Genomic DNA, 26,506 nt, shown 5'->3' with positions numbered 1-26,506 from the left:
TGGGCAGGACTTCCTTCTTTCACTTTTACCTTTACATTTTTTTACATGGGTTCCGGTTTTTTCGCGGCTGGTTTTTCAGTGGTTTCTTCCTGTTTTAATTCTGCGGCAGTTTCGGTTTTTACTGCGGCCTGTTCTGTAGCTTTTATTTCTGTGGGTTCTGCAGGAAGCACGGCTGCGGCGGCCTCCGCATTTACTACTGTTTGCACCTCAGTTTTTACTGCTTTCTCTGCTTTCAGTTTTTTTGCTTTTTCTGTACTCTGCGCGTTGGCAAAACTCACACCTGCAGCAATTAAAACTACTGCGAATAACGACTTTCTCATAATAATTCAATTTTTTAATTATTGGTGTGTTAATAACGCAGGTTCGGATAGGGAATTATTCCAGATTCTTAAATTTAACACAATTTATTAAAGTTTGTGATTTGTTTAGACTGAATTATTTTTCCAGATTTTTCTTCAAAAGCTCTACAAATTCGAATGCAGCGGGGCATATCGCTGTATTTTTGATGGTAAGATGATTAATCTGATAAATTTTTTTCCGGTCGGTGTGGGGAAATTCACGACAGGCTTTAGGACGCACTTCATAAATCGAGCAGGTATTGTCTGCATTCAGAAACCAACACGGGAGATTTTGAAGGACTTTATCATTGTCTTCGTCGGTTCTCAGGAATTTGGCTTCGAAATCGGCCTGCTTCATGCGTAGATGTTTAGATATTCTTTCCATATCCTTCTCGGTGAAAAGCGGTCCTGTGGTTTTGCAACAGTTCGCACACTGGAGACAGTCGATTTTACTGAAAACTTCTTCGTGGGTTTCCTGAACTTTGTAATCGAGGTTTTTAGGCGGTTTTTTCTTAAGCTGATCCAGAAATTTTTTGTGATCTTTCTGTTTTAGAGCGGCCTGATTTTTATAGAATTCCAGATTCATGGTGCAAAAATAACTGATATTTTGAAAATCAAGGCTTTCTGCTGCAACTTATCTGCGGCCGCGATAGCAGCGGTTACCCCACAGCGAAGCGGCGGAACGCAGTGGAGCCGCTGAGCGAGGAGTATGAGCGGATAGCGCGAATTGTCCGCCCTACAAATAACGATTAACGACCCTGGTCATAAAACCAATCGTTTTAAAATCTTAATTTTGCAACATGAAATTATTAGAATCCAGAGAAGACATAGAGTTTTTGGTAAATACTTTTTATAAAAAGGTGGCAAAAGACGAAACCATCGGGTTTTTCTTTACCGATGTTGCGAAGGTGAACTGGGATCTCCATTTACCAAAGATGTATTCGTTTTGGGAGTCTTTGCTTTTCGGGCAGGCTTCTTATAAAGGAAATCCTATGGCGATGCATTTTCCGGTAAATGAAAAAGTGGCGATAGAAAAACCTCATTTTGCTCACTGGATAAAGTTATGGACTGAAACCGTGGAAGAGAATTTTGAAGGTGAAACCGCCGAAGCAGCGATTTACAAAGCCTCAAACATTGCCAATCTCATGGCATATAAAATGGAAATCGCCAGGAAATTGAAGTAAAAAGAATAAAAAAAGAGAATTTTCAGACTTAGAAAATTCTCTTTTAATTTTTAAGGTACGATTACAGTGAAGATATAGGCCGCCAAATTCACGATGAGTACGGCGCCGTACATAATGTTTGTTTTTCCGCGGCTTAAAGAAAGCATCACTATAAATACCGAAAGTGCAAGCAGAATAATCGATTTCATATCCAAACCAAGGACAAACGGAATATCAAACCAGATACAAACCATAGAAACTGCCGGAATGGTAAGCCCTACACTCGCCAACGCAGAGCCAAGTCCAAGATTGATAGAAGTCTGGATTTGATTGTTCTTTGCTGCACGTATCGCCGCAAAACCTTCGGGAAGCAATACCACTGTTGCAATTATTACCCCCACCAAAGCTCTTGGAGATCCAATGCTTTCCACAAAATCTTCGATCACCGGCGAAAGTCCTTTTGCCATGAAGATTACAACGGCCAGACTTACAATCAAAAGCGCGAGACTTAGAAAAGTTTTGGGTAAGCTCGGCGGATCAGCTTCATGGGTGGTATGGTCTTCTTCTTCAATTACAAAGAAATTCCGGTGACGTACCGTTTGCACCCTGAGAAACGTGCCATAAATTACTAAACACGCAAAGGAAACAAAAATTAACTGTGCCTCAGTATAAAATGGACCCCGCACACTCGAGGTATAGTTAGGTAATATTAGCGTAAGCACCAGAATCGCAACAAGACTTACAAGATATGTAGTGCCGGAACTGCGCATGAAAAACTGTTCTTTGTATTTTGCGGCACCAATCCAGATACATGCGCCCAAAATACCATTAAGAATAAGCATTACCGCGGCAAACACCGTATCACGGGCATAGGTCATTGCACCTTCCCCGCCTGAGAGCATAAAGGAAATAATCAGACCCACTTCCAGAATTGTGATACAGATTGCCAGAATAATGGTTCCGTAAGGTTCTCCCACTTTATGTGCGATAACTTCTGCATGATGTACTGCTGCCAGTACGCTGCCGAAAAGCAGTAAACCTCCGAGGATATTAGAAATAACACTGTCTACTAAAAATCCGCCCAAATAAAAAAGACCGGAGATGACAGGGACCAGAACAGTCCAGTGAAGAAAGTTTTTTAATTTCATAAAAATTTTCGACAAAATACAAAAAAACTATCAAAAACAGAATAATTATTTAAAAAACCAATCAGAAATTAAAATTTAATCGCCAGAAATAATAATCCTGAAAGTCTGTAAACATATGAAACAGTAAGCCTACAGCGGCTATTTTGTAATTTCCTTTGAGAAAAACAGTTCCTAAAAAATAAACAGCGATTGCAGGATAAGTGTGAAGCGGATGAAAACCTATACTTGCACGGTTTGGATCAAAAATAGGATCAGCAAAGGCATGATCAATATCCACCGCCATGGTCGCCAACATGATAAAGTAGGCTTTTCTCCAATTGGATTTAAAAAAAACTCTCGCAATTACAACAGGGAAAATAAAGTGCAGAAAATAATGAAAGATTTCGCGCAGATAAAATAATTCTGTCATTCTTAGTAGTTTTTAAATTCTGCCTTTTAAAAAATCCTGTCTTAAGTCTTCATCAAACTTTTCGATGGCGTAACGCAGTGTTGTGCGCGGCATATTTTTGTAATTTTTAACAAGAAAATGCTGAAGTTCGGCTACATTTTCATTACCCATTTCCCGCAGAAGCCAACCGTTAGCTTTGTGCATTAAATCATGCGGATGTTGCAGATTATACAGTGCCAGTTCCTTAAGCAACGAAAATTCTCCGAGTTTTACATGAAACATCGTCGCTACAATGGCCATCCTTTTGCTCCACATATTTTCTTCCCGGGAAAGTGTTCTTAACAGGTCATCATCCTTTGTTTCGTATGCATGTCTGCCAAGTATTTTATAAGCAGAATTATCGACCAAATCCCAGTTGTTGATAAATTTTTTATGTTTAAGATAAAAGTTGACAATCTCTTTTTTCTCCTTTTCAGTCTTTGCTTTTTCGAATTTATTTACCAGTATGAGCAAAGCGCAGTGGCGGTGTTCATGGATTGTTGAAGATAAAAGTTCAGCAATTTCCTCTAATGAAATCCGGTTCCAGTATTCTTTAACAACTTTTCGCTGATCGGGAACGATAACGCCAAGAAATTTGTCGCCTTCAGCATATTCGCCTTTTCCGGCTTTAAAAAACCGTGGAAAAAAAGCGGCCTTTTCGGGCAGAGCTAAATCCTGAAGTGCAGCTTTTATTTCCTGAACTGTATTCATTATTTAAACATGTCTTTATGATGCACGGTTTTTATGAAATATAAGTCAAGACCGTTTTTAAAAATGTCTAACCAGGATCCGTCTTCGAGTTGTTTTGTTTTAAAACTTATTCCACTTGCAAGAACTTTCGAAAACTGCTCCAATGCCAGAAATTTGTCCTGGAAGCTTGTTACCACAATTGGCGTTTCTTCTAAAAGTCCTGTTCCGCTTTTGCCGATAGTTTCTACCAACAATTGATACTGTAGCAAATGGAAATCCCTTTTTTCATGATCGCCGGAGTACCCGTACAGGAGTGCCAAGTCATTAAGTAATGTTTTGTTGAGCGGATTAAGTTGATAAAGAGATAAAGCTTTAGTTAAAACTTCACCCGAAAGTTTTTTTGAAAGTTTTCTTCCTGCAAATTTTGAGACTTCACTCAGTTTTTTATTAAAATCACCTCTGTCGAAACCATAATCCACATAATTATTGCCATAATAAATATAGTTCAACTGTTCCTGAGAAAGTGCAGAGGGATTCGTTTTAAACGTTTCGAGATTTTGGTAATAAAATTTCTGAGGGTTTTCGGTAACGTTTTTTTTAATTTCGTCGATATTCACCTGGCCGAAAACAACAGAAACACAGAAAATCATTAAAACACCATACAATTCTTTCATTCTAAAGCCTTGATTTAAGTTGTTTCTTCTTCAAAATATTCGAAAAGGAAATCGTTGTACGGGAATCTGGAAATATGAATTTTAAGCACTTCGTCGTAGATCAGCTTCTTCATCTGCTCGAAATTCTGCTTGGTTAAGGCCGAGATAAATACAGTGGGATATTTTGATTTCGACATCCAGGTTTTTTCCCATTCTTCCAGCGAAATATTTTTGCGGGATTCCGGTGTCAGGTCATCTTCTTCCTTTTTCTCATAGCTGAAATCATCAATTTTATTGAAAACCATGATCATCGGTTTCTGATGGGCGTTTATTTCCATCAGAATCTGGTTCACGGATGCAATATGGTCTTCAAAACTTTCATGAGAAATATCCACTACATGAATCAGCAGATCGGCCTCCCGAACCTCGTCCAACGTCGATTTAAAACTTTCAACAAGTTGGGTAGGAAGCTTTCTGATAAAACCTACCGTATCGGTGAGCAGAAATGGTAAATTTCCGATAACAACTTTTCTTACTGTGGTATCCAGCGTCGCAAATAGTTTATTTTCAGCGAACACATCAGATTTTGCCAGTGCGTTCATTAAAGTAGATTTGCCCACGTTGGTATAACCTACCAAGGCTGCACGCACTACTTTTCCGCGGTTGGTGCGCTGGGTAGCCATTTGGCGGTCGATGGTTTTCAGTTTTTCTTTGAGCAATGAGATTCTATCGCGGATAATCCTTCTGTCGGTCTCGATTTCTGTTTCCCCCGGACCTCTCATCCCGATTCCTCCTTTTTGTCTTTCAAGGTGAGTCCACATTCTTGTAAGTCTTGGTAGAAGATACTGATACTGAGCTAATTCTACCTGAGTTCTCGCATAAGAAGTTTGAGCACGTTGGGCAAAAATATCTAAAATAAGGTTGGTTCTGTCAAGGATTTTAACTTCGATTTCACGTTCGAGGTTCTTGAGTTGCGAAGGCGAAAGTTCGTCATCAAAAATTACGGTTCCGATTTCATTTTCTTTTACAAAATCGCGTACTTCCTGGGCTTTTCCGCTTCCGATAAAGGTTTTAGGATCGGGTTGGGTAAGTTTTTGGGTAAAGCGTTTTACTACGGTGGCGCCCGCGGTTAAAGCAAGAAACTCCAACTCATCCATATATTCTGTAAGTTTGTCTTCGTCCTGATTCTGAGTGATTAAGCCTACCAAAACGGCTTTTTCGTATAAATGTTCTTTATTGTCGAGCATAGATTAGTTTTTTTCTGATGAGTACAAAATTAGTTTTTTTCTTCGGTATAAATGATTTTTAGCACAATCAACACGCTTGTAGCGACAATAGAAATGCTGTTTGTGATGATCATGGAAATGTGTTCTCTCATCACGCCGTACCACAGCCATAGCCCGGAACTTATAATTCCGATGATACACGTGAGTAAAGCAATTTCTTCTGCAGATTTTTCTTTTAAAATCTTTACGATCTGTGGGATAAAAAGCGCGGATGACAGTCCGCCGGCGACAAAACCTATAATTTCGGGATTAATATTCATTTATAATTTTTTGGTGGAAGAGTGATTGTGGGTTTTAACTCAGTAATATTCCATTTTTATGCCGCGATTTTTATATTTTTGAATGATATAAAACCTAAAATCTTAATCTGATGACCGAAAACATAGTAACCGAACGTCTTATTCTGAAGCCTGTTTCGGTTGTAGATGCTGAATTTATATATCAGCTGTATAACAGCCCGAGGTTCATCGAGTTTATTGGAGATAAAAACATACGCTCGGTGGCTGATGCGGAAGAATACATCAAGAACCGATTTTTGCCGCAGATTGAGAAATTAGGATACGGTAATTATGTAATCACCCAAAAAGACGATGGAAAGAAACTCGGAAGTGTTGGTGTTTTCGAACGAGAAGGACTAGATGTTCCCGATATTGGATTCTCGTTGCTGCCGGATTATGAAGGTAAAGGTTATGGATTTGAAGCCGCTTCGGTGTTGCTTGATAAGGCTTTCAAAGAATTTGGTTTGAAAAAAATATCGGCCATTACCAGTGATTCCAACCTATCTTCCCGAAAACTGATTGAAAAACTGGGTTTAACTTATCAAAAGAAAGTTCAGTTACCGAATGATCATGAGGAATTGAGGTACTATGAAATATAATTAAAAAAGGAAACACCGTAAGCGTTTCCTTTTTTTTATAATTAAACTTTTTGACGCTCGCTTCGCTCGCGCCATTATATTAAATCGGTTTCCAGTCAACTACAGCGCGGATAAACGCTTTGGCGTTTTCTAATGGAATATTGGGTAAAATTCCGTGACCAAGATTTACAATATAACGGTCTTTTCCGAAACGGTTAATCATTTCGTGCACCATTTTGCGGATGGTTTCCGGAGAAGAATGTAGTCTTGTAGGATCGAAATTTCCCTGCAACGTCATCGTATGATTCGTTAAAACTCTGGCGAATTCAGGTTTTATTGTCCAGTCAACACCTAATGCCGAAACTTTAGACATCGTCATTTCTTCCAGTGCAAACCAACAGCCTTTACCGAAAACCACAACGTGAGTCAGTGGGCTCAAAGCTTCAACAATCTGGTTGATATATTTCCAGGAGAATTCCTGATAATCTTCGGGAGACAGCATACCGCCCCAGGAATCGAAGACCTGTACGGCAGAAACACCTTTTTCTACTTTTCTTTTCAGATAAGCAATCGTAGTATCGGTAATCTTCTGCAATAATAAATGGGCAGCTTCCGGATTTTGGAAGCAGAACGTTTTAGCGATTTCAAAAGCTTTAGAGCCTTTACCTTCAACGCAATAACATAAAATTGTCCACGGTGAACCGGCAAAACCAATCAGCGGAATATTGTTATCCAACTTCTGCAGCGTCAGTTCGATGGCATCAAAAACGTAGCCTAAAGTGTCGTTTACATCAGGAACCACCACATTCTGCACTTCTTCTAATGTACGGATCGGATTATCGAGCCAGGGGCCAACGCCTTCCTTCATTTTAAAATCGATTCCCATCGCCTGTGGAACAACTAAAATATCAGAAAAAAGGATTGCCGCATCCAAAGGATATCTGCGGATTGGCATCATGGTGATTTCTGCGGCCAGCTCGGGTGTACGGCATCTGGTAAAGAAATCGTACTCATCTCGAAGTGCACGGAATTCCGGCAGAAATCTTCCGGCCTGTCTCATCATCCAAACCGGTGGTCTTTCAACGGTTTCGCCTCTTAATGCTTTTAAATAAAGGTCATTTTTAATCATAATATTTTTTTTGATCCTGATGCTTCGGCCTCACTGCTGTGTTCGGCAATTAAATTCAGCAAATCATCAAGATTACTTTCTTTACTGGTAATTATTGGGCTTTTAGTGAATTTTCTGATCTCTTTTTCGGTCGTTTCGCCGATGGAGAAAATCTTCACATTCTCCAGAGCATTAAACTTTGCAAAACTACGCACTCCGCTCGGACTAAAAAAACACACCGCATCATAAGCTCCGGAAAACTTCGGGTAAAGCAGTTGTGTCTCGTAAACGGGGATTTTTTTATAAGATATATTTTGCAGCGGCAGCGTTTTGTTCAGTACATCGAGCGCAAGATTCCCACAGAAATGAAGAAATTTTTCTTTGCTGCTGTTTTCAATAATAAATTCTGACAGCTCTTTGGCATGTTTGGTCACTTTGAATGTTCCGTAACCGTATTTCCGTAATTCTCTTTTGGTCGTGATTCCTACGGTATAAATCTTATTGTATTTCTTACTGGTAAAGTCTTCGTCGGGTTTAAAGCCGTTTGCGAAAAAGCTTTGTACGGCATTTACGCTGGTGAAAATCAACGATTTGTTTTTCAGGTCAAAAGATTCCACGGTCATGGGATTTATCTTGATGACATCCATAAAATCATAAGAAAAATGACTTCCTAACTTTTTGGAAATCATTATTTTACTGATTTTTTTGGTGAAAATAATCTTCATGTTTATATCGTCAGAAACTTAAATCTCACTTTTAATTTGATGCATCAACTCGCGTCCGCCGTTTTCAAGAACTTTTTGGGCTAAAGTTTTCCCAAAATTTTCATGTTCGTTCCACTCGAAGATTTCATCGGTTTCGATACAGTTTTTGCCGTCGAGTGAGCAGAGTCTGCCAATAAAACGTACTTCGTTGCGGTCGTTAATTTCTGCAAAAGCACCAATTGGCGCGGTACAGCCACCTTCAAGGGTGTTGAGGAAGTTTCTTTCGATTTCAACACAAATTTGTGTGGGTTTGTGGTTGATTTGGCTGAAAATTTCTTTCATTTCTGCATTATCGCTTCGTCCACAAATCGCAACAACTCCTTGTGCAGGTGCCGAAATCATGATCGGAAGATGCTCATAATGAACATCTAAACCCATTCGCTCAATGGCAGCGAGGGAAAACATGGTAGCGTCGAAATCGTTTTCTTCAAGTTTGTTCAAACGGGTCTGTACATTCCCGCGAATATCTGAAAATTGGGTGTCGGGAAATTCTTTGCACCAAAAAGCACGTCGGCGTAGGCTGCTGGTTGCAATTTTCAGATCGTGGAGCTCCAGATTTTGTGCGTCTTTTTTTCTTACCAAGACATCCTGTGGATAATCGCGCTCTAAAACAGCGATGATTTCAATGTTTTCCGGAAGTTCAGTAGGAATGTCTTTTAAAGAATGTACCGCGATATCAATTTCGTTATTAAGGAGCGCTAAATCTAAATCTTTTGTAAAAATGCCGGTTATCCCTAATTTGTACAGCGGCTGGGTAAGATTTTTGTCACCCGTTGCAAGTACTGGAACGATATCGGTGGTATAGTTAAGATTCTGTAAGTTACGCGCCACTTCACGGGCCTGCCACATGGCCAGAGGTGAATTTCTCGTTCCTATTTTAATGCTTCTCATTGAATTCGTTGTTAGGCTGTTCGACTAAAATTTCGTGCATTAACTTGCTGATTTCCTCGGCTTTCCAGGGATTATCAATGATATATTTTGCAAATCTGTTGGTGATTTTCTGAATCATTTTATCCGAAAGCTGCATATCTGTTACCTCAACATATTTATGTTTTTTGTGGATATTGTGCATTTCGTTGCGTTCCATATTTTTTAGAACAGCTTTAAAATGATGGATGTTAGGGGCCAGTTTTCTTTTCTTTTCCCATTCCAGAAAATCCTTGGTCATTTCTTTAATGATGCCTTCTGCTTTCGGGATTTCCTTTTGACGCTGAACCATTGTTTCGCTGATGTGCAGGGAAAGTTGGTCAACATCTACCAAACTTATATTTGTATTTTCGGTAATATTTTTTTCCACATTATTGGGAATTGAAAGGTCGATGACCAGCGTTTCTTTTCCGTTCGGGAAGTGGGTTTTGTTTATAATGGGATGCTGCGCACCGGTAGCCACAATAAGAATATCGGTTTGGGCAAGTTCTTCCTGAAAATTCTCGAATTCGATATGTGGAATTTTATATTTTTCAGCAATTTTTTCAGCTTTGTCTGATGTTCTGTTGGCGATTTTTACTTTGGGTTTGTAAACATGTTTCACCAGATTTTCTACGGTGTTCTGGCCAATTTCTCCCACTCCTAAAAGCAGAATGTTTTTATCTGAAATCTGGGGTTGATTTTTCAGTATATAGTGAACTGCTGCATAAGACACAGAAGCGGCACCATTAGAAATTCCGGTTTCGTTTTTAATTCTTTTGGAAATCTGGATCGCAGAGTTAATCGCACGTTCCAAAAACGGGTTGGAGTTTTTCTTTTCTTTTTTGAAACGGTGATACGCGTTTTTTATCTGCCCAATGATTTCGAAATCGCCGATAATCTGGCTCTCCAGACCGGCAGCAACACGAAAAAGGTGATTCAGCGCTTCTTCATGCTTCAGAATGTTAACATACTGCATAAATTCGGTAAGGCTTACGCCAATTGTTTTGCAGTATAATTCGGCAATCAGAAGATAATTTTGCGATGTAGTATAAATCTCTGTACGGTTACAGGTGGAAACCACGAATGCGTCACCAAGATTTTCATTATGAATTTCGCTGACAAAATTTTTAATATTCTCATCAAAAAACGCAAATTTCCCCCGCGTCTCGGCATCAGCCTTTTCAAAACTGACACTTAGAACGGCAAAATTAGCGGTTTTGTGAATGTTGGTATCCTGATTCATAAAGCAACCGCAAATTTAAGACTTTAAATTGAATTGGCGAAGATTCTACAAGATGAACATTATCAGTAAAATATATGGTATGGAGATCAATTATTTCCGAATTTTCATTTAAAAATGAAATAATTAAGAAATAAAAAAGTTATTGTAGAATAGCTTTTAACTTTAATAAAATTTTAACCTAATTTAGTCTGAATCTAATTTTTAGAACGGTTCTAAATTTATATCTTTGTACACTTAAAAAAATCACGAAAAAAAATGGGTTTATTTGATATGTTCACGCAGGATATTGCGATTGACTTGGGAACTGCAAACACACTAATTATACATAACAATAAAATAGTTATAGATCAGCCTTCGATTGTAGCCATCGAACGTTCCAGCGGAAAACCAATCGCTGTTGGTGAAAAGGCAAAACATATGCAGGGGAAAACCCACGAAGACATAAAAACCATCAGACCACTGAAAGACGGAGTAATTGCTGATTTTCATGCATCTGAGCACATGATTAAGGAATTCATCAAACAAATTCCGGGTATCAAAGGAAAGCTTTTTCAGCCCACCTTAAAAATTGTAATCTGTATCCCTTCCGGCATTACCGAAGTTGAAAAAAGAGCCGTAAGAGATTCTGCACAAAAAGTAAATGCGAAAGAAGTACGTTTAATTTACGAACCAATGGCGGCAGCGATTGGAGTAGGAATTGATGTACAGAAACCTGAGGGTAACATGATCATCGATATAGGAGGAGGAACTACCGAAATTGCTGTAGTAGCTTTAGGAGGAATCGTTTGCGATAAATCAGTAAAAATTGCCGGTGATGTTTTCACCAATGATATTGCGTATTATTTAAGAACGCACCATAATTTATATATCGGAGAAAGAACTGCAGAAAGAGTAAAAATCGAAGTTGGTTCAGCGGTTGAAGATCTTGATGTTGAGATTGAAGATATTCCGGTTCAGGGACGTGATTTAATTACCGGTAAGCCAAAAGAAATTATGGTGAACTACAAAGAAATCGCAAGAGCTCTAGACAAATCTATCATCAGAATTGAAGATGCGGTAATGGAAACACTTTCGCTTACTCCGCCGGAACTTGCTGCTGATATCTATAAAACGGGAATTTATCTTGCAGGTGGTGGCGCTTTGCTGAGAGGACTTGCAGACAGACTTCACAAGAAAACAGGTTTGCCGGTTTTTGTGGCTGAAGATCCTTTGAGAGCTGTAGTTCGCGGAACAGGTATAGCCCTTAAAAATATGGATAAATTCAACTTTCTGATTAAATAATTTATAACTTTTTACGACATTAACAGATGGGATTTTTGCTGCGATTATTTTCGAAGAACGGTTTATTCGTCTTCTTTATATTTCTGCAGCTTATCGCTTTGGTATTGATTTTCAGCAGAAACTCCATGCAGCAGTCGTGGCTTGCGGGCCAAACTGCGGCGTTCAATTCCTGGGTTTCGGGATATATCGATGAAGGCACCTCTTATTTAAAGCTTAAGCAGATTAATGACCAGCTTGTAGCGCAAAATAAGTTGCTCATGGAGCAGGTTTATGGGAAAAATTCTGGTGTTCCAGTTTTTAGAAAAGTTCATGATACCATTGGTGGCGGGCAAATCTATACTTTTGTAGACGGAGAGATCGTGTTCAACAGTATTAACCGCAAGGATAATTACTTCACTATCAACCGCGGGAAACGCGATGGTGTTTTTCCTCAGATGGGCGTAATGGCTCCAAAAGGGATCGCCGGAATCGTGATTAATTCCACGGATTCTTATGCTTTAGTGCAGTCTGTGCTGAGTTTAAATAAAATCAAGATTAATGCGTCGCTTAAAAAATCCGGATATTTCGGGACTTTAACCTGGAAGGGCGAAGATTCGAGGATCATGCACCTCTCTGATGTTCCGAAATACGTACCGCTGCAAATTGGCGACACGGTGGTAACCGACGGGAAATCAGCAATATTTCCACAAGGAATTACCATTGGAAAAGTTTCTGGCTACGAAGTTGACAGCAAAACAGGGTTTTGGGATATTTCTGTAGAACTGACTGAGAAAATGGGAAATCTCAGCAAAATATATGTGGTGAAAAACCTGAAGAAAGCTGAGGTTCAGAGAATTCAGGATACTTTGCAGGCTACCATAAAGAGAGAAAAATGATAAGCAGAACACTTTTTACAGATATCCTGATGATTGTTTTCCTGGTGGCATTACAGATTTTTGTGCTGAACCGGATTGCACTTTTCGGAAAATATACACCGGTGCTTTATCCTGTGTTCATCATGTTTTATCCGTTTTTCAGAAATAAATTTCAGTTTCTGGCCCTGAGTTTCATCTTGGGACTCAGCATTGATGCATTTCTATATACGTGGGGAATTAATGCTTTTGCTACCACGCTTATTGCCTATTTCCGCACCTTAATTTTCCGGACTTCTACGGATACTTCCACCGACTTCTTTTCTTTCCAGTCTTTGCAGTGGTCGCAATATTTTTTCTTTATCCTATCGAGTATTTTCCTGCACCAGCTGTTGGTTCAGTATATTGAATTTTTTAAATTCAGTAGATTTTTCGAAATCTTCATGAATGTTTTGGCAACAAGCGCCATTTCCTTTATATTTATACTGATGTACGCGCTGGCCTTTAAAATCAAACAGAAAGTTTAACGTTATTATTGCATAAAGAAACCTTGTCTAAAGGTTATTCACAGACACATGAAATCACAGTATCTGAAAATCACCGTATTATTAACCTTCCTGGCCATTATATTTATTGCCAGGCTTGCATACCTGCAGCTTTTTACGGACCGTTATGCATTAAACGCGGCGAACACTTCAATTAAAACAGAATATATTATTCCGCAGAGAGGTGTTATTTTCGACAGAAACGGAAAAATAATGGTGGGTAATCAGCCTTCCTACGAAATTTCGTTTACCGAAGCTTTAATAAAACCCGATTTCGATACACTTGATTTCTGTAATCTTATGAGAATAAGCAAGCAGGATTTCATTAAAAGAGTTAACGCGATTAAGGCCGAAAAATATTATTCGAAGCTTACTCCCATGACTTTTATGAAGAATTTGAGCAGGGAAGAAATCGCCAGAATTCAGGAAATCATTTTTAAATATCCTGCCTTCAGCATCGTTTCAAGACCTCAGCGACAGTACGAGGTTTCTACTTCGGGCAACCTTTTAGGTTATACCAATGAGGTAAACGAGCGTGATATTAAGAAAGATTCGCTTTATTATCTTCCGGGAGACTTTATAGGAAAAACTGGTGTCGAAAAATCCTATGAAAAGGAATTGCGCGGTGAAAAAGGCGTGCAGTATATCCAGAAAGACATCCGTTTGCGAAGTATTGGTTCCTATAAAAACGGTGCTTTAGATAAAGAAGTAATTACCGGAAAAGACATCACCCTCACCATCGACTACGATTTGCAGAAAATGGCCGAAGAAATGCTTGTGAACAAGCAGGGCGCTATTGTTGCACTGGATCCTACAAATGGTGAAATCTTGGTTATGGCTACCGGCCCCGATATTGATCCCAATTTATTTACCGGTCCCGATAAAACGAAAAACCTTTACCGTCTTCAGATGGATACCATCTATAATAACCGGCCAACGTTTGACAGGTCGGTTCAGGCAGCGTATCCGCCGGGTTCAACTTTCAAACTTCTTACAGCCGCTGCGGCAATGCAAATGGGCGTTATGGATGAAAATACCATCTTCCCCTGTGGCGGAGGATTTAATTACCGGGGCTTGAGAGTGAAGGGGCATGGTGGTGCTGATCCTTTAGTGCCAGCGATTCAGGTTTCCAGTAACTGTTACTTTTCTTATGCCTTTATTGCAATCATGAATAAATATCCCGGCAACCCAAGTAAAGGAGTTGATGAATGGAAAAAAATAATGAGCAGTTTCGGGTTAGGTGAATACCTGAATAATGATATTGCCGTTGGCTCCAAAGGGAGAATCCCAAGCGGGGCATTTTATGAAAAAAGAAGTGGTGGTAAAAAAGACTGGAGTTCTGCTTACACCATGAACGGCTCCATCTTCAACGGAATGGGACAGGGCGATGTACTTCTTACCCCATTACAAATGGCGAATGCTACGGCTGCTATTGTGAATAAAGGCTGGTACTATACGCCCCATATTGTAAAATCAATCGACGGAAAACCAAATCCTGATCCAAGATTTAAAGTAAAACACAAAACCCTGGTTGATCCGAAACATTTTGGACCGATCATGAAAGGGATGGAAGCTGTAGTAACCGGCGGAACCGCAAGAAGTTTAAAGTCAAATGAATTCACCATGCTCGCTAAAACCGGTACAGCACAGGTTCCGCAGGGAAAAGATAACTCAATATTTGTTCTTGCAGCACCAGCCGAAAACCCAAAAATTGTTATTGCAGCGGTGATGGAACACGCAGGCTTTGGCGCAACATGGGCCGGCCCGGCAGCTACAGCAATTGCAGAGAAGTATTTAACCGGAGAGCTTAAGCGGGAACACCTTTATAATAAACTTGTAAACGCGAGTTTCATGCCTGAATATAAAAGACAATGGGTTGTTGACCTGAAAAGAAAAGGTCTTTATAAAGAGCCCAATAAAGACTCTCTGAAAATAGAATCTATTGAAGACAGCCTGAAATTCATCAAAAATGACCAAATCAGAGCAAGACTGATTTACAAAAGAGATTCTCTTCGCACAAGATTAAAAATACAAAGCTCTAAAAAATGAAGTGGACAGAAGGATTAGATAAACTCAGCCTGTTTCTGTATCTCGCAATCTCGCTTTTTGCAGTTGCGAACATTTACAGTGTTGATGAAGGTTTAGGTAAGAAACAGTTTATTTTCTTGTGCTTATCACTCGTGGTGGGATTCATTATTTTTGTTATGAGGACTAAATTTTTCGAGAATTTTGCCAGTATCATCTACGTATTTGGAGTTTTGCTTTTGATAGGTCTTTTTCCTTTCGGAACTGAAATTTTGGGACAGAAAAACTGGTATAAATTCGGCGGTTTTACCATGCAGCCCGTTGAATTTGCCAAAATTGGCGTTGCTTTAATGCTCGCAAATTATGTTTCAGGACCAGATTTTAACATTTCAACACGCAAGTCGCTTCTCACAGCACTTGTTATTATTGGGATCCCGGCGCTGGTGGTTTTAATGATTCCGGATGTTGGCTCGCTGCTTGTCTTTACTGCTTTTTTTATTGCCCTTTTCCGGGAAGGATTAAACGGATGGCTTTTCGGAGTTGGCGGTATTCTCGCAGGTGTTTTCCTTTTGGCTCTGGCTGTTGATCCGCTTTATCTGATTATTGGGATTGCTGTAATTTATGGATTGATAATTTTCGCCAACTATTACAAAATTCACTGGAATGTATTTTCCGTGGCTGGAATCCTTGGCTCGTTACTGCTTTTATGCGGAATTGCTTACGGATCGCCTAAAATACTTGAAAAAATGCCCAAACACCAGCGCGAAAGAATTGAAGTTCTTTATAAAGGCGAAAAAGCGTTCCGCGACACGTCGGGCTATAATTTACTTTATTCAAAAACTGCGATTGGTTCCGGAGGGTTTTTCGGTAAAGGTTATAAAGAAGGTTCTGTTACCCAAGGGAAATTCGTTCCGGAACAGGAAACCGATTATATTTTCTGTACAGTGGGAGAAGAGTGGGGGTTCTTCGGAGCTTCGCTTTTGGTTATTTTCTACGCGGTTTTTATCGGCAGAATCTATTATCTGTCAGAGAAACAGAAGTCGGCTTTTAACCGCGTTTTCGGGTATTCCTTTGCATCAATTTTATTAATGCACTTTGCCATAAATCTCGGGATGGTTATGGGGCTTTTCCCTACAGTTGGGATTCCGCTGCCGTATTTCAGTTACGGTGGAAGTTCACTGTTGGCATTTTCTATCATGACATTCATCTTCTTCAAACTGAATTACGCAGACCGAAACAGTTTGGTATAATCTCTTGTTGACAACAGTCCTAATCAATGCATTTCTTTCTAAATAACGCGCAAGGAAGGTTTTATTTCAGTTTTAAATATCAATAATTAAAGTTTGAGTTTCAGACATAAAAAAACTGCCGGAATTAGCAGTTTTTTATGATCAATTATTTATTTTTAATTATTTGCAAGGTTGTTATTGAAGGTTTCCGGAGAAATTATTCTTTTTGCAAACCTGTATTTTGGTCCCCAATACGAATCATTAAGTGAAGAAATCATTACCCCTCTTGAAGTTGCGGCATGAATAAATTTAACATCTCCCTCTTCAGTTACATTTTCTACGATTCCCACATGAGAGATTCTTCCTCTACCCTGCGAAAAGAAAACAAGGTCACCTTTCTGAAGATTGCTTTTCTCAACTTTTTCACCTTCCTGGGCCTGTGATGCAGCAACTCTTGGTAAAGTCATGCCTGTAGCAGCGCCGAAAACTGAAAGTACAAATGCTGAACAGTCGATTCCTCTTCTGGTCATCCCGCCGTATTTGTAAGGAGTTCCTAAATAAGATTCCGCTTCAGTTAAGATGTCATCAATTTTTTTGGTGAACCTAACTGTTTTTGCAATTTCATCATTCTTTATTGTAGCCTCCATTGATCTTGCTGCTGCAAGTTTTTCATCACTAAAGCTGCTAAGTAATTGAGCTTTTGCCGTTTCTAATTTTTTGTTATCGATTGATGCAAGTTTGGCATCTGATTTGTATTCATTTGCGTAGGTTGTTGGGGTTGATACAACGTAATTCGTAACGCAGGATTGTAATGAAAATGTAGCTGATACAGCAACTAAATAATACAGAACTCTTTTCTTCATATATATTTGATTATCTGTGTTAAATTGAGATACTTCGTTTTAAATGCAAAGCAAAATTAGGTATTCGAGTTAGATAGGGGGTGAAAACACCCTTTTTGAAAACCCAGTTTAACACTTTTTAACACTTTTCTTTGCTATGTTAAAGAAAAATAAACCGCAATCCCTTTATTTTAGAGGTTGCGGTTTTATTTTTTTTAAGATTTGTTAACATTTATACAAATCATCTATTAAGGATATTATATTGCTCTATAATGTTAGTAAAAAAGACCTGAATTAATCAGGTCCTTAGGTTATAAGTTTTATCTTGTAAAAAGAAGTTCCCTGTACTTCGTCATCGGCCAAAGTTCATCATCTACTACCATCTCCAGGGCATCCGAAGAATCTCTTATTTTTTCGAATCTTGGCTTCACATCATTACAGAATTGGGTTGCGCTTGCTTGCGGGTCTTCTACTGATTTGGCATTTTTAATAGCTGCAAGAAGCGCATCAGCCTCAACTTTAATAATCGACACATGCTGAGAAATTTCTGCAATCATATTCATCTGTTCTTTTGCGAGATCCTTGAATTCTTTATCACCGAAAATTTCTTTAATTCCTTTTACGTTTTCGATAAGTCTGTTCTGGTACTTAAGTGCGCACGGAATAATGTGGTTGCGTGCAATATCAGCTAAAACTGTTCCTTCAATCGCAATTACCGTTGAATATTTTTCGAGTTTAATTTCGTTACGAGCTTCAATCTCGCGATGGGTATAAATGCCCAGTCCTTCGTACAAATCAATAAACTTTTGGTCGAGTTCTTTTGTTAGTGCTTCAGGGGTGGTTTTCAGATTATTTAAGCCTCTTTTTGCGGCTTCTTCGGCCCATTCTTCGGAATAGCCGTCTCCTTCAAACATAATATTCTTCGATACCTTAATATACTCTCTTAAAATATTGAAGATTGCTTCATCTTTTTTCAGCCCATCTTCGGTAATGAGTTTATCAACTTCAATTTTAAACGATTGCAGCTGTTTTGCGACGATGGAGTTCATCACCGTCATTACTTCCGCACAGTTTGCGGAAGAACCCACTGCCCGGATTTCAAATTTGTTTCCGGTGAATGCGAAGGGTGAAGTTCTGTTTCTGTCAGTATTATCAAGTAAAATTTCAGGAATTTTACCTACAACATTTAGTTTAAGTTCGGTTTTTTCTTCCGGCGAAAGTTTTCCGTCAGTTACTTTTTCAAGTTCTTCCAAAACCCCGAAAAGTTGGGTTCCGATAAACGCTGAGATAATCGCAGGAGGTGCTTCGTTTGCCCCCAAACGGTGATCGTTGCTGGCCGAAGCAATACTTGCCCTTAAAAGATCTGCATAATCGTGTACAGCCTTCAAAGTATTCACAAAGAAGGTGAGGAACTGCAGATTCTTTTTTGGGTTTTTTCCTGGCATCAAAAGGTTCTCTCCTGTGTCAGTTGCCAAACTCCAGTTGTTGTGCTTCCCGCTTCCGTTAACTCCGGCGAATGGTTTTTCATGAAAAAGAATATGGAAGTGATGCTTATGTGCTACTCTTGCCATAATATCCATTAATAAGGAGTTGTGATCTACTGCAACGTTTACTTCCTCAAACATTGGCGCAAGTTCGAATTGGTTTGGCGCCACTTCATTATGTCTTGTGGTCACAGGAATTCCTAACTTCATACATTCAATTTCCAGCTCCTTCATGAAATTCATCACACGGGTAGGTATGGAGCCGAAATAATGGTCATCAAGCTGCTGCCCTTTTGCCGGCGAATGTCCCAATAAAGTTTTTCCTGTAATCACTAAATCCGGACGTGACTGATAAAGAGCGGAATCTACCAGGAAATACTCCTGCTCCCAACCCAGAGTTGGAATCACCTTTGTAACATTTTTATCGAAATAAGACTTACAAATATCCGTAGCAGCCTCGTCAAGCGCATGAAGTGCTCGTAACAAAGGAGCCTTGTAATCCAAAGTTTCGCCGGTATACGAAATAAAAATTGATGGTATACAAAGTGTTGTCCCCATAATAAATGCCGGTGAAGTAGGATCCCAAGCGGTGTAACCCCTTGCTTCAAAAGTATTTCTGATTCCCCCGTTCGGGAAAGAAGAAGCATCGGGTTCCTGTTGAATGAGCATTCCGCCGGAGAATCTTTCAATAGCCCTGTCGCTTTCGAAAGGAGTGAAAAACGAATCGTGTTTTTCTGCAGTAGAACCGGTTAAAGGCTGAAACCAATGCGTGTAATGTGTTACGCCTTTGCTCAGCGCCCAGTCTTTCATGGCAACGGCAATCTGGTCGGCAACGTCACGCTGGATTTTCGTTCCTCTCTTTATTGCATTCTGAATTGAAGTAAATGCTTCCTTGGTCAAATATTCCCTCATGGTTTCCTCTGAAAACACATTCTGGCAGAAAAGTTCTGATAATTTTGCAGGAACTGTAACTGCATTATCTCTTCTGAAATCTGTAAAAGATAACATTTCTAAAGCCTTAAATCGTAATGATGACATAATTAGGTTGTTTTTGATGGGGTAAAATTACAAAAAAATAGAAAACTAAGAGAAAAAATGTAAAAATTATAGGGGTTATTTAAAAAAAGATTAAATTAATGAGTTCTGATTGATTAATTAAAAAACAGTTAATCTTATCATAATCCTATAAATGCAGCAAATTTGAGAGATATGTGCTATATTTGCCAAAAGATACACTATGGTAAATTCACGTGCACGGGAAACTACAGAAGCTATTGAAAGGCTTTATGTTTCAATGCGACACTTATTCTATCGCGGTTTCTTCAAACCATCCGGGATCTCCGGCGAAAGTCTCCGGTCTTTGTTAATGACCATCAACCCTGAAATTTACGGAACAATGGGCGTTCCCAATAAAATTGAGTTGGATGGATTGCTGTATGTTCTGGACCGCCTTCCCGAAGGGATCGAAGAATGCTCATTCATTCACTTAACTTCTGATGAAGGATTCGAGAAAGGCAGTTTTGAGGTTATTGTTCCTAAGAAAAGACGGAGAAACTGTTACCGTATCGATCAGCACCAGATGAACATTGAAGTGCTTCTAGGTCGTTCGGAAATTTACGATATCCTTACCCACCTTACCTTCTTATATATAGAAGCTGATAAAATCATGAACCTTGCGTTTGTTTCTGATGAAAACGACAGGCCGACACGCGCCTGGAGAATCATCGAAGAAGTGGCCAAAGGTGAGAAAAAATTCAGCCGTAAAGAAAAAGAGGTAGCGCTGATTCATCTTTCTTCTCTGTTGGGAAGAACTTTCGACGAAACACTTAACGCTTATAATAATTTTGGCGACGATGCCAACCCGGACAGACTTTTCAAAATTATTTATCATCTTGGAAACGAAAGTTTCAATGACAATAAAAAGATTAGAGAGCGAGAAGTGCATTTCTCTGCAATCCTCCGCGAAAGGGTTGGGCATCATTTCTTTGGTGAAAAATGGGCCAATAAAGTAAAAGAAGTTCTTGCAGAAAATAATCTGCAGATGAGACCTTTGCACATTATCTCCGCCAATATGCACTCGGTAAAGAATATGCTTTACGCCAATGATGCATTAGGGAAAAAGTCGACGAAAGATGTCGATTTTAAACTTTACGAAGAAATTTCCAACAAAAAATCGCTTCAGGAAAAAGTACTTACCCATTCCCAAAAAGCCGGATTAATCTACATCGACGATCAAAGCGGAAGTAATATTGATGTACAGATCATCGATTTGGCAAAAACCAACTTAAAAAACACGCCGTTCGGAGGGATTAAATTTTCCGGTGATGATGTGGTGATGGTTTTCGATTATGCTTTTGGTGAACAGGCTTACGAAGTGATGGATGAACTTCTTCGTCCGTACGACTACAACGGCGAAATTTACACCATGAAAGTGAAATCCATCTCCATCATGGGTAAAGCAGGAATTCTGATGGGCGGAAAAGGCGATATTATGATACCGACTTCACATGTTTTCGAAGGAACCGCAGATAATTATCCGTTCGAAAATGCATTGACGCTTGCTGATTTCGAAGACGATGAATTACAGGCATTCGAAGGCGGAATGGTTACTGTTTTAGGAACATCGCTCCAGAATAAAGATATTTTAAAGTATTTTATGGATACGTCCTGGAAAGCCATCGGTCTCGAAATGGAAGGAGCGCATTACCAGAAAGCCATTCAGGTGGCCTCGAAAATCCGTCATCACATCTCCGAAGATCTTTTTGTAATGTACGCTTATTATGCTTCCGATAATCCTCTGGAAACCGGTTCTACGCTTTCTTCCGGCGGACTTGGACTTACAGGTGTGAAACCCACGTATTTAATTACACTGAGAATTTTAGAGAAAATTTTAAACAGCGCAAAAGTTGCCGATAAAAAATAAAACTCTAAACAGATTTATACCCTTTCAGAATCCCTGAAAGGGTTTATTATTTCGGTTGTGTAATGAATTCGTTTCCATGTTTTTTAAAATTCATATCTTTCCCCTTCAAAAATTTATTTAAAGATGAACAAAGGATTTCTTGTTATTCTCACTTTCGTTTTCGGAATACTTTCAGCACAACAAAACGCCTACTACCAGCAATTTGCCAAATACAAAATGGATATTGATGTAGATGCGCCAAATTTCACCTACAAAGGTGCGCAAACTTTAACCTACACCAATAACTCACCCGACGAACTGAAGGTCGTTTATTTTCACCTTTACTGGAATGCCTTTAAACCCGGCTCAATGATGGATCAGCGTGTACAGAATCAGGGAAAAAACGGAGACTCGAGATTGCAGATTAACGGGATTTCAAGACTTGCTTCAATACCGAAAGGTGAAGAGGGCGCCCAGAATATTCACTGGATTAAGCAGAACGGAAAAAATCTGAAGTTCGAGGTTCAGGAAACGATTATGAAAGTGGAACTTAACACGCCGCTGAAGCCTAATTCAACCACAACATTTACGATGGAATGGGATGCGGTGATTCCTCATCAGATTCGCCGTGCCGGCAGAAATAACCGTGAAGGAATCGATATGACGATGACGCAGTGGTATCCAAAAATTGCTGAGTACGATTACGATGGGTGGGCAACATTTGATTATATCGGCCGCGAATTTCATGCACCGTTTTCTGATTTTGATGTTTCGATTAAAATTGACAAAGATTATGTAATTGGTGCCGGCGGAACTTTGGAAAACCCACTTGAAGTGAAAGGTTACGATCCAAAAGCAAATATAAAAGCCGACAATAAAAACAAAGCAACCTGGCGCTGGACAGCCAAAAACCTCCTCGATTTTGCGTGGGCTGCCGACAGAGATTATACCGTGGAGGAATTCACGATTTTAGATGGACCGAAAGTGTATTACGTGTACCAGAAATCGGAAAAAACCAAACTCTGGGAAGAATCAAAACCTTATGTGACTAAATTTTTCCAGCTGATGAATGCAGCTTTTGGGCAGTATGTTTATCCGTCGTACGCTTTCATCCAGGGCGGTGACGGCGGAATGGAATACGGCATGTGTACCATGATTTTAGGAGAAGGAAGATCGCTTGAAGGATTAGTGGGATTAATGGTTCATGAAGGCGGCCATTCTTATAACCAGCAGATTTTAGCATATAACGAAAGCGTGAGACCATGGATGGATGAAGGTTTTACCAGTTATTATGACGATTATGTAATGCACCAGTTATTTCCGCCGAAAGAACCGGTTGCGAATCCGTTTGTGGGATCCATAAAATCTTATGTAAACTTTACCAAAACCGGCAAAGAGGAACCTGCGGTTTGGCTGGCAGACCATCACGACGACGGGCGGGCTTATTCCATCGCATCTTATGTAAAAGGTGATTTGTTTTTGGTACAGTTAGGCTATATCATGGGCGAACAGAATCTTTCGCTGGTTATGAAAGAATTTTACAGCCAGTGGAAACTCAAACATCCTACAGACCGTGATTTCATGCATATCGCACAGAAAATTTCGGGGATGGATCTGAAGTGGTTTCACCATTATTGGATTAATACCACCAATACCATCGACTATGCCGTTAAAAATATTGAGTATGGTACAGCTTCCACTACCATTACCTTAGAAAATCAAGGAAAAATCCCAATGCCGGTAGATTTCTCGGTCATGACTAAAGACAAAAAGGTGATTAACTATCATATTCCGCTGAATATGACCCATACCTGGAAGAGTAAAGATATCTACGGTAATTTTACCACACTTAATTACTGGCCTTGGACGCAGAAAGAATACACGATTACCGTTCCGTACACCAAAGACCAACTTTCGGTAGTGGGAATCGATTTCTCACAACGTATGGCTGATGTGAATCCTGAAGATAATTTCGTTGAGGTGAAGTAATATTTAAAACTGTTTTCCAATGACTTCAATTGTAATTAATATTGGGAATACCAATATCAGGTTTGGGCTTTTTGATGATGAAAACTGCGATGTTTCCTGGATTCTTAATACAAAACCATACCGCACGAGCGACGAACTGCAGATGCAGTTTATGATGATGTATCAAACGCATAAGATCAATGCCGGGAATATCGACAAAATCATTATTGGATCTGTAGTTCCGCAGCTTACATATGATATTACCCGTGCAATTCAGAAAATTCATGGGAAAAAACCTGTGATTGTAGACCGCAATACCCATTCTGGTGTTCAGCCGAAGTCCAAACAAATGGGTACAGATATTTATGCCAACCTCGTTTCCGCACACCATCTTTATCCCGAAGGAAAGAAAATTATTTTTGATTTTGGTACGGCTTTAACGGCAAGCTGTATTGATGAAAAAGGAGAAACTTTAGGCGTAATCATCGCGCCGGGAATTATCACATCACTCAATTCACTGATTCATGACACCGCACAACTGCCTGAAATTGAACTCATAAAACCTAAAAAAGTATTGGGACTGGATACCGTTTCCTGTATGCAGAGTGGTATGGTTTACGGATTTCTGGGTATGGTAGAAGGTTTTATCGACCGTATAAACGAAGAAGTTGAAGAAGACTGTTTCGTGGTCGCTACCGGCGGTGTTTCGCATGTTTACAAGCCGCTTACCGAAAAGATTCATGTGGCAGACCGCCTGCACACGCTGAAAGGTTTATTTTATTTAGGAAGGGATCTGTAAAGTTTCGGAGAGATTATCTTTTATTCTGAAAGAAATCTTTTACAATCTGCGAGCATTTGGCTTCCAGCACATCCAGCACAATTTCTGTTTTGGGATGGAGGGAAAGATGCTTATTGATAAAGCCGCGCTGTTCGTCGCGCGCACCGATGACCACCTTGGAAATCTGCGACCAGTTCAGTGCGCCGCAACACATTACACATGGCTCCAGTGTGACGTACATGGTGCAGTTTCTCAGATATTTACCGCCCATAAAATTAGCAGCCGAAGTGATGGCCTGCATTTCTGCGTGAGCCGTAACATCATTCAGTGTTTCGGTAAGGTTGTGCGCTTTTGCAATAACCCGATTATTCGAAACAATAACGCAGCCGACAGGAACCTCGTCTTTTTCCAAAGCAACTTGAGCTTCCTGCAGGGCCATTTTCATGTAATATTCGTCAGTAAACATAATTCTGAATGTTATTATTTAATCAAAACTCATTGATAAAGGCAGTCGGAAGCGGTACCGAACCGCAGTTCCGTTGATAGTGGCGGGAGAAAATTTGTCCGGAAGAAGGTACATTGCAATTTCAGCCTGGCGGTTGAAGGTGAAATTTTCGCCCTGAGCCTGCACATTTGCAATGCTCCCGTCCTTTTCTACAACGAAAACAACATTTGTTTTTAACAATTTCTGATCAGGAAGAACCGAATCGGTGTAGAATAAATCAGCAACCTGTTTTCTTAAAGTTTCGAAACCTCCGGGATACTGGGCTTCCTTATTCAGGTCCTCTTTTTTCGGATTTAAACGAAGTTCCGGCAGATTTTTAACGTTAATTTTTTCTAAATCTTCGCGGTTTTTTACTTTGATTAAAGTTCCTATGAAAGCGGTGTTCTGAATACTGTCGAGCTTTACCATAAACTCCGAAAAGTCTTTTTTGATCGCTATTTTTTGCGTGATATCTTTTTCGTTATCAAATTTTTTCTTGAATTCACTATTCAGCATAAATCTTTGATAATCGAAATAGTCTTTCGCACTTTTGAATTCATCATTTTGTTGCGCGAAAGAAAGATTCATGCAGAAAAATAAAATCAGATAAAATAATTTTCGAGTCACTTTTTTGCTTAATATGAGTGTAAAAATAGTTAAAATATCCGATACGTTTGAAGAGGAATTTTCGCGAAAGATTCCCCAATATGAAGTACTTTCCTGTTATGATTTAAAATTAGAGACTTTATCATCCAATTCTTTAATATCTTTTTTAATTTCCAAGAACATGCTTTTTATTCCTGTATCATAAGACTGGTTGGGTTTGTAATCCTGTGGCAAAATTCCGCGCACATAACGCCAGATTTCCACAAGATCCTCGAGAGCGATTTCGTACGGCGGATAAAATGGGTTGTCAGCAGATACGGTGACAGAAGAGGAATTTACCGCCACTAAAGTTTTATAAGTGATTCCCTGTGGGGTTACAAAAATGTATTCCTTCTCGGGTTTCAGGTCTGCAATATTTTCTACATACTCGCCAATTACATAAGATCCGTCAGCAAATGGCGGCATGGAATCTCCATCAGCCAGAAATCCGCGGAACTTTCCATGTTTCAGAAACGGAAGATTCATGCGCTGCAGACTTTCCATATATTCCGGATCGCTGTACCCATTTAGATAGCCCATGGAAGCTTTCTGCGGTACAATTTCAATAAAATTATTGCCGTGCTGATCGACTACTACCGGCAAAACAATCCGGTTGTCAGGCAGCTTCATCATTCCTTCCAAAGGATATTTCCGGATATCCACCGTTAGGAGCAAATCAATACTGATGTGGAAAAATTTGGATATCTTGATGAGGATTTCATACGGTGGCTCCGAGCGGCCACTTTCATATTTCGAATAGCGATCGCGACTGATTCCGAGCTGATCTGCGAACCCTTGTTGAGCTAAATCCTTCTTACCTCTTAAAAACCTGATGTTATCTGAAAAAACTGACATTGGGACAAATTGTATCCACAAATATAATGATT

Annotated in this window: 27 protein-coding genes; 10 read left to right on the top strand and 17 right to left on the bottom strand. The window is 39.5% G+C overall.

The window, feature by feature from the left end; translation table 11 throughout:
• Positions 1 to 41 precede the first annotated feature (41 nt).
• Positions 42 to 320 (bottom strand): hypothetical protein, encoded by a 279-nt coding sequence (locus CDW55_RS03660; RefSeq protein ID WP_088468356.1) that lies wholly within the window; start codon positions 318 to 320, stop codon positions 42 to 44.
• A 115-nt stretch (positions 321 to 435) separates the two neighbouring features.
• Positions 436 to 924: a YkgJ family cysteine cluster protein gene (locus CDW55_RS03655; RefSeq protein WP_088468355.1), complete on the bottom strand. Its 489-nt coding sequence runs from the start codon at positions 922 to 924 to the stop codon at positions 436 to 438.
• 214 nt (positions 925 to 1,138) lie between these two features.
• On the opposite strand from CDW55_RS03655, the gene CDW55_RS03650 reads away from it, so the two are divergent.
• On the top strand, positions 1,139 to 1,522 hold the full coding sequence (locus tag CDW55_RS03650; protein ID WP_088468354.1) for a group III truncated hemoglobin: 384 nt from the start codon (positions 1,139 to 1,141) through the stop codon (positions 1,520 to 1,522).
• Positions 1,523 to 1,572: 50 nt separating this feature from the next.
• On the opposite strand, the gene CDW55_RS03645 is transcribed toward CDW55_RS03650, so the two are convergent.
• The 6 genes from CDW55_RS03645 to CDW55_RS03620 all read right to left on the bottom strand — a co-directional run bounded on the left by CDW55_RS03645 (position 1,573) and on the right by CDW55_RS03620 (position 5,965).
• Positions 1,573 to 2,649, bottom strand: coding sequence for a calcium:proton antiporter (locus tag CDW55_RS03645; protein ID WP_088468353.1), 1,077 nt, complete (start codon positions 2,647 to 2,649; stop codon positions 1,573 to 1,575).
• A gap of 61 nt (positions 2,650 to 2,710) precedes the next feature.
• On the bottom strand, positions 2,711 to 3,058 hold the full coding sequence (locus CDW55_RS03640) for a DUF6122 family protein (protein ID WP_088468352.1): 348 nt from the start codon (positions 3,056 to 3,058) through the stop codon (positions 2,711 to 2,713).
• A gap of 12 nt (positions 3,059 to 3,070) precedes the next feature.
• Positions 3,071 to 3,787, bottom strand: a complete 717-nt coding sequence (locus CDW55_RS03635) for a DNA alkylation repair protein (protein WP_088468351.1) — start codon at positions 3,785 to 3,787, stop codon at positions 3,071 to 3,073.
• Positions 3,787 to 4,440, bottom strand: coding sequence for a DUF4919 domain-containing protein (locus CDW55_RS03630; protein WP_088468350.1), 654 nt, complete (start codon positions 4,438 to 4,440; stop codon positions 3,787 to 3,789). The genes CDW55_RS03635 and CDW55_RS03630 overlap by 1 nt, the downstream gene beginning before the upstream one ends.
• Positions 4,441 to 4,454: 14 nt before the next feature.
• Positions 4,455 to 5,666: a GTPase HflX gene (gene hflX / locus CDW55_RS03625; RefSeq protein WP_088468349.1), complete on the bottom strand. Its 1,212-nt coding sequence runs from the start codon at positions 5,664 to 5,666 to the stop codon at positions 4,455 to 4,457.
• Between the two features lie 29 nt (positions 5,667 to 5,695).
• Positions 5,696 to 5,965: a SemiSWEET family sugar transporter gene (locus tag CDW55_RS03620; RefSeq protein ID WP_088468348.1), complete on the bottom strand. Its 270-nt coding sequence runs from the start codon at positions 5,963 to 5,965 to the stop codon at positions 5,696 to 5,698.
• Positions 5,966 to 6,075: 110 nt separating this feature from the next.
• Here CDW55_RS03620 and CDW55_RS03615 point away from each other — a divergent pair, with 110 nt between their 5' ends.
• The gene (locus tag CDW55_RS03615) at positions 6,076 to 6,582 is read left to right on the top strand and encodes a GNAT family N-acetyltransferase (protein WP_088468347.1); all 507 of its coding nucleotides are present in this window, start codon (positions 6,076 to 6,078) and stop codon (positions 6,580 to 6,582) included.
• Positions 6,583 to 6,661: 79 nt separating this feature from the next.
• On the opposite strand, the gene hemE is transcribed toward CDW55_RS03615, so the two are convergent.
• The 4 genes from hemE to hemA are packed head-to-tail and all read right to left on the bottom strand — an operon-like array spanning position 6,662 to position 10,585.
• Positions 6,662 to 7,690 (bottom strand): uroporphyrinogen decarboxylase, encoded by a 1,029-nt coding sequence (hemE, locus tag CDW55_RS03610; protein WP_088468346.1) that lies wholly within the window; start codon positions 7,688 to 7,690, stop codon positions 6,662 to 6,664.
• A complete protein-coding gene (locus CDW55_RS03605; RefSeq protein ID WP_088468345.1) occupies positions 7,687 to 8,394 on the bottom strand; it encodes a uroporphyrinogen-III synthase in 708 nt (235 codons plus the stop codon). Before CDW55_RS03605 ends, hemE begins: the two co-directional genes overlap by 4 nt.
• 18 nt (positions 8,395 to 8,412) lie before the next feature.
• On the bottom strand, positions 8,413 to 9,324 hold the full coding sequence (gene hemC, locus CDW55_RS03600) for a hydroxymethylbilane synthase (protein WP_088468344.1): 912 nt from the start codon (positions 9,322 to 9,324) through the stop codon (positions 8,413 to 8,415).
• Positions 9,311 to 10,585, bottom strand: coding sequence for a glutamyl-tRNA reductase (hemA, locus tag CDW55_RS03595; RefSeq protein WP_088468343.1), 1,275 nt, complete (start codon positions 10,583 to 10,585; stop codon positions 9,311 to 9,313). Before hemA ends, hemC begins: the two co-directional genes overlap by 14 nt.
• A 255-nt stretch (positions 10,586 to 10,840) precedes the next feature.
• Between hemA and CDW55_RS03590 the strand changes: the two genes are divergently transcribed.
• The 5 genes from CDW55_RS03590 to rodA are packed head-to-tail and all read left to right on the top strand — an operon-like array spanning position 10,841 to position 16,537.
• Positions 10,841 to 11,866: a rod shape-determining protein gene (locus CDW55_RS03590; protein WP_088468342.1), complete on the top strand. Its 1,026-nt coding sequence runs from the start codon at positions 10,841 to 10,843 to the stop codon at positions 11,864 to 11,866.
• Positions 11,867 to 11,892: 26 nt separating this feature from the next.
• Entirely contained in the window at positions 11,893 to 12,741 is an 849-nt protein-coding gene (gene mreC / locus CDW55_RS03585; protein WP_088468341.1) for a rod shape-determining protein MreC, read from the top strand.
• Complete coding sequence (locus CDW55_RS03580) at positions 12,738 to 13,244, top strand: rod shape-determining protein MreD (protein ID WP_088468340.1); 507 nt, start codon at positions 12,738 to 12,740, stop codon at positions 13,242 to 13,244. The genes mreC and CDW55_RS03580 overlap by 4 nt, the downstream gene beginning before the upstream one ends.
• A gap of 48 nt (positions 13,245 to 13,292) precedes the next feature.
• A complete protein-coding gene (locus CDW55_RS03575; RefSeq protein ID WP_088468339.1) occupies positions 13,293 to 15,311 on the top strand; it encodes a penicillin-binding transpeptidase domain-containing protein in 2,019 nt (672 codons plus the stop codon).
• Positions 15,308 to 16,537 (top strand): rod shape-determining protein RodA, encoded by a 1,230-nt coding sequence (gene rodA / locus CDW55_RS03570; RefSeq protein WP_088468338.1) that lies wholly within the window; start codon positions 15,308 to 15,310, stop codon positions 16,535 to 16,537. The genes CDW55_RS03575 and rodA overlap by 4 nt, the downstream gene beginning before the upstream one ends.
• A gap of 155 nt (positions 16,538 to 16,692) precedes the next feature.
• On the opposite strand, the gene CDW55_RS03565 is transcribed toward rodA, so the two are convergent.
• Together CDW55_RS03565 and CDW55_RS03560 are read right to left on the bottom strand one after the other, a co-directional pair.
• The gene (locus tag CDW55_RS03565; protein ID WP_088468337.1) at positions 16,693 to 17,379 is read right to left on the bottom strand and encodes a C40 family peptidase; all 687 of its coding nucleotides are present in this window, start codon (positions 17,377 to 17,379) and stop codon (positions 16,693 to 16,695) included.
• A 299-nt stretch (positions 17,380 to 17,678) separates the two neighbouring features.
• A complete protein-coding gene (locus CDW55_RS03560; RefSeq protein WP_088468336.1) occupies positions 17,679 to 19,880 on the bottom strand; it encodes a glutamine synthetase III in 2,202 nt (733 codons plus the stop codon).
• A 199-nt stretch (positions 19,881 to 20,079) separates the two neighbouring features.
• Between CDW55_RS03560 and CDW55_RS03555 the strand changes: the two genes are divergently transcribed.
• The 3 genes from CDW55_RS03555 (at position 20,080) to CDW55_RS03545 (ending at position 24,511) form a co-directional block, all read left to right on the top strand.
• The gene (locus CDW55_RS03555; RefSeq protein ID WP_088468335.1) at positions 20,080 to 21,765 is read left to right on the top strand and encodes a DUF6909 family protein; all 1,686 of its coding nucleotides are present in this window, start codon (positions 20,080 to 20,082) and stop codon (positions 21,763 to 21,765) included.
• A gap of 123 nt (positions 21,766 to 21,888) precedes the next feature.
• Positions 21,889 to 23,733 (top strand): M1 family metallopeptidase, encoded by a 1,845-nt coding sequence (locus CDW55_RS03550; protein WP_088468334.1) that lies wholly within the window; start codon positions 21,889 to 21,891, stop codon positions 23,731 to 23,733.
• Between the two features lie 19 nt (positions 23,734 to 23,752).
• The gene (locus tag CDW55_RS03545) at positions 23,753 to 24,511 is read left to right on the top strand and encodes a type III pantothenate kinase (protein WP_088468333.1); all 759 of its coding nucleotides are present in this window, start codon (positions 23,753 to 23,755) and stop codon (positions 24,509 to 24,511) included.
• Positions 24,512 to 24,524: 13 nt separating this feature from the next.
• Here CDW55_RS03545 and CDW55_RS03540 read toward each other — a convergent pair whose 3' ends face one another.
• The 3 genes from CDW55_RS03540 to CDW55_RS03530 all read right to left on the bottom strand — a co-directional run bounded on the left by CDW55_RS03540 (position 24,525) and on the right by CDW55_RS03530 (position 26,474).
• Entirely contained in the window at positions 24,525 to 24,956 is a 432-nt protein-coding gene (locus CDW55_RS03540; protein WP_088468332.1) for a nucleoside deaminase, read from the bottom strand.
• 18 nt (positions 24,957 to 24,974) lie between these two features.
• Positions 24,975 to 25,562, bottom strand: a complete 588-nt coding sequence (locus CDW55_RS03535) for an energy transducer TonB (RefSeq protein WP_228399598.1) — start codon at positions 25,560 to 25,562, stop codon at positions 24,975 to 24,977.
• Between the two features lie 135 nt (positions 25,563 to 25,697).
• Positions 25,698 to 26,474: an XRE family transcriptional regulator gene (locus CDW55_RS03530; protein ID WP_088468330.1), complete on the bottom strand. Its 777-nt coding sequence runs from the start codon at positions 26,472 to 26,474 to the stop codon at positions 25,698 to 25,700.
• Positions 26,475 to 26,506: the final 32 nt, after the last annotated feature.

This window comes from Chryseobacterium sp. VAUSW3 (genome assembly GCF_002205795.1).
Classification (GTDB): Bacteria; Bacteroidota; Bacteroidia; order Flavobacteriales; family Weeksellaceae; genus Kaistella; species Kaistella yananensis.
This window is presented reverse-complemented; position numbering and strand designations above follow the sequence as displayed.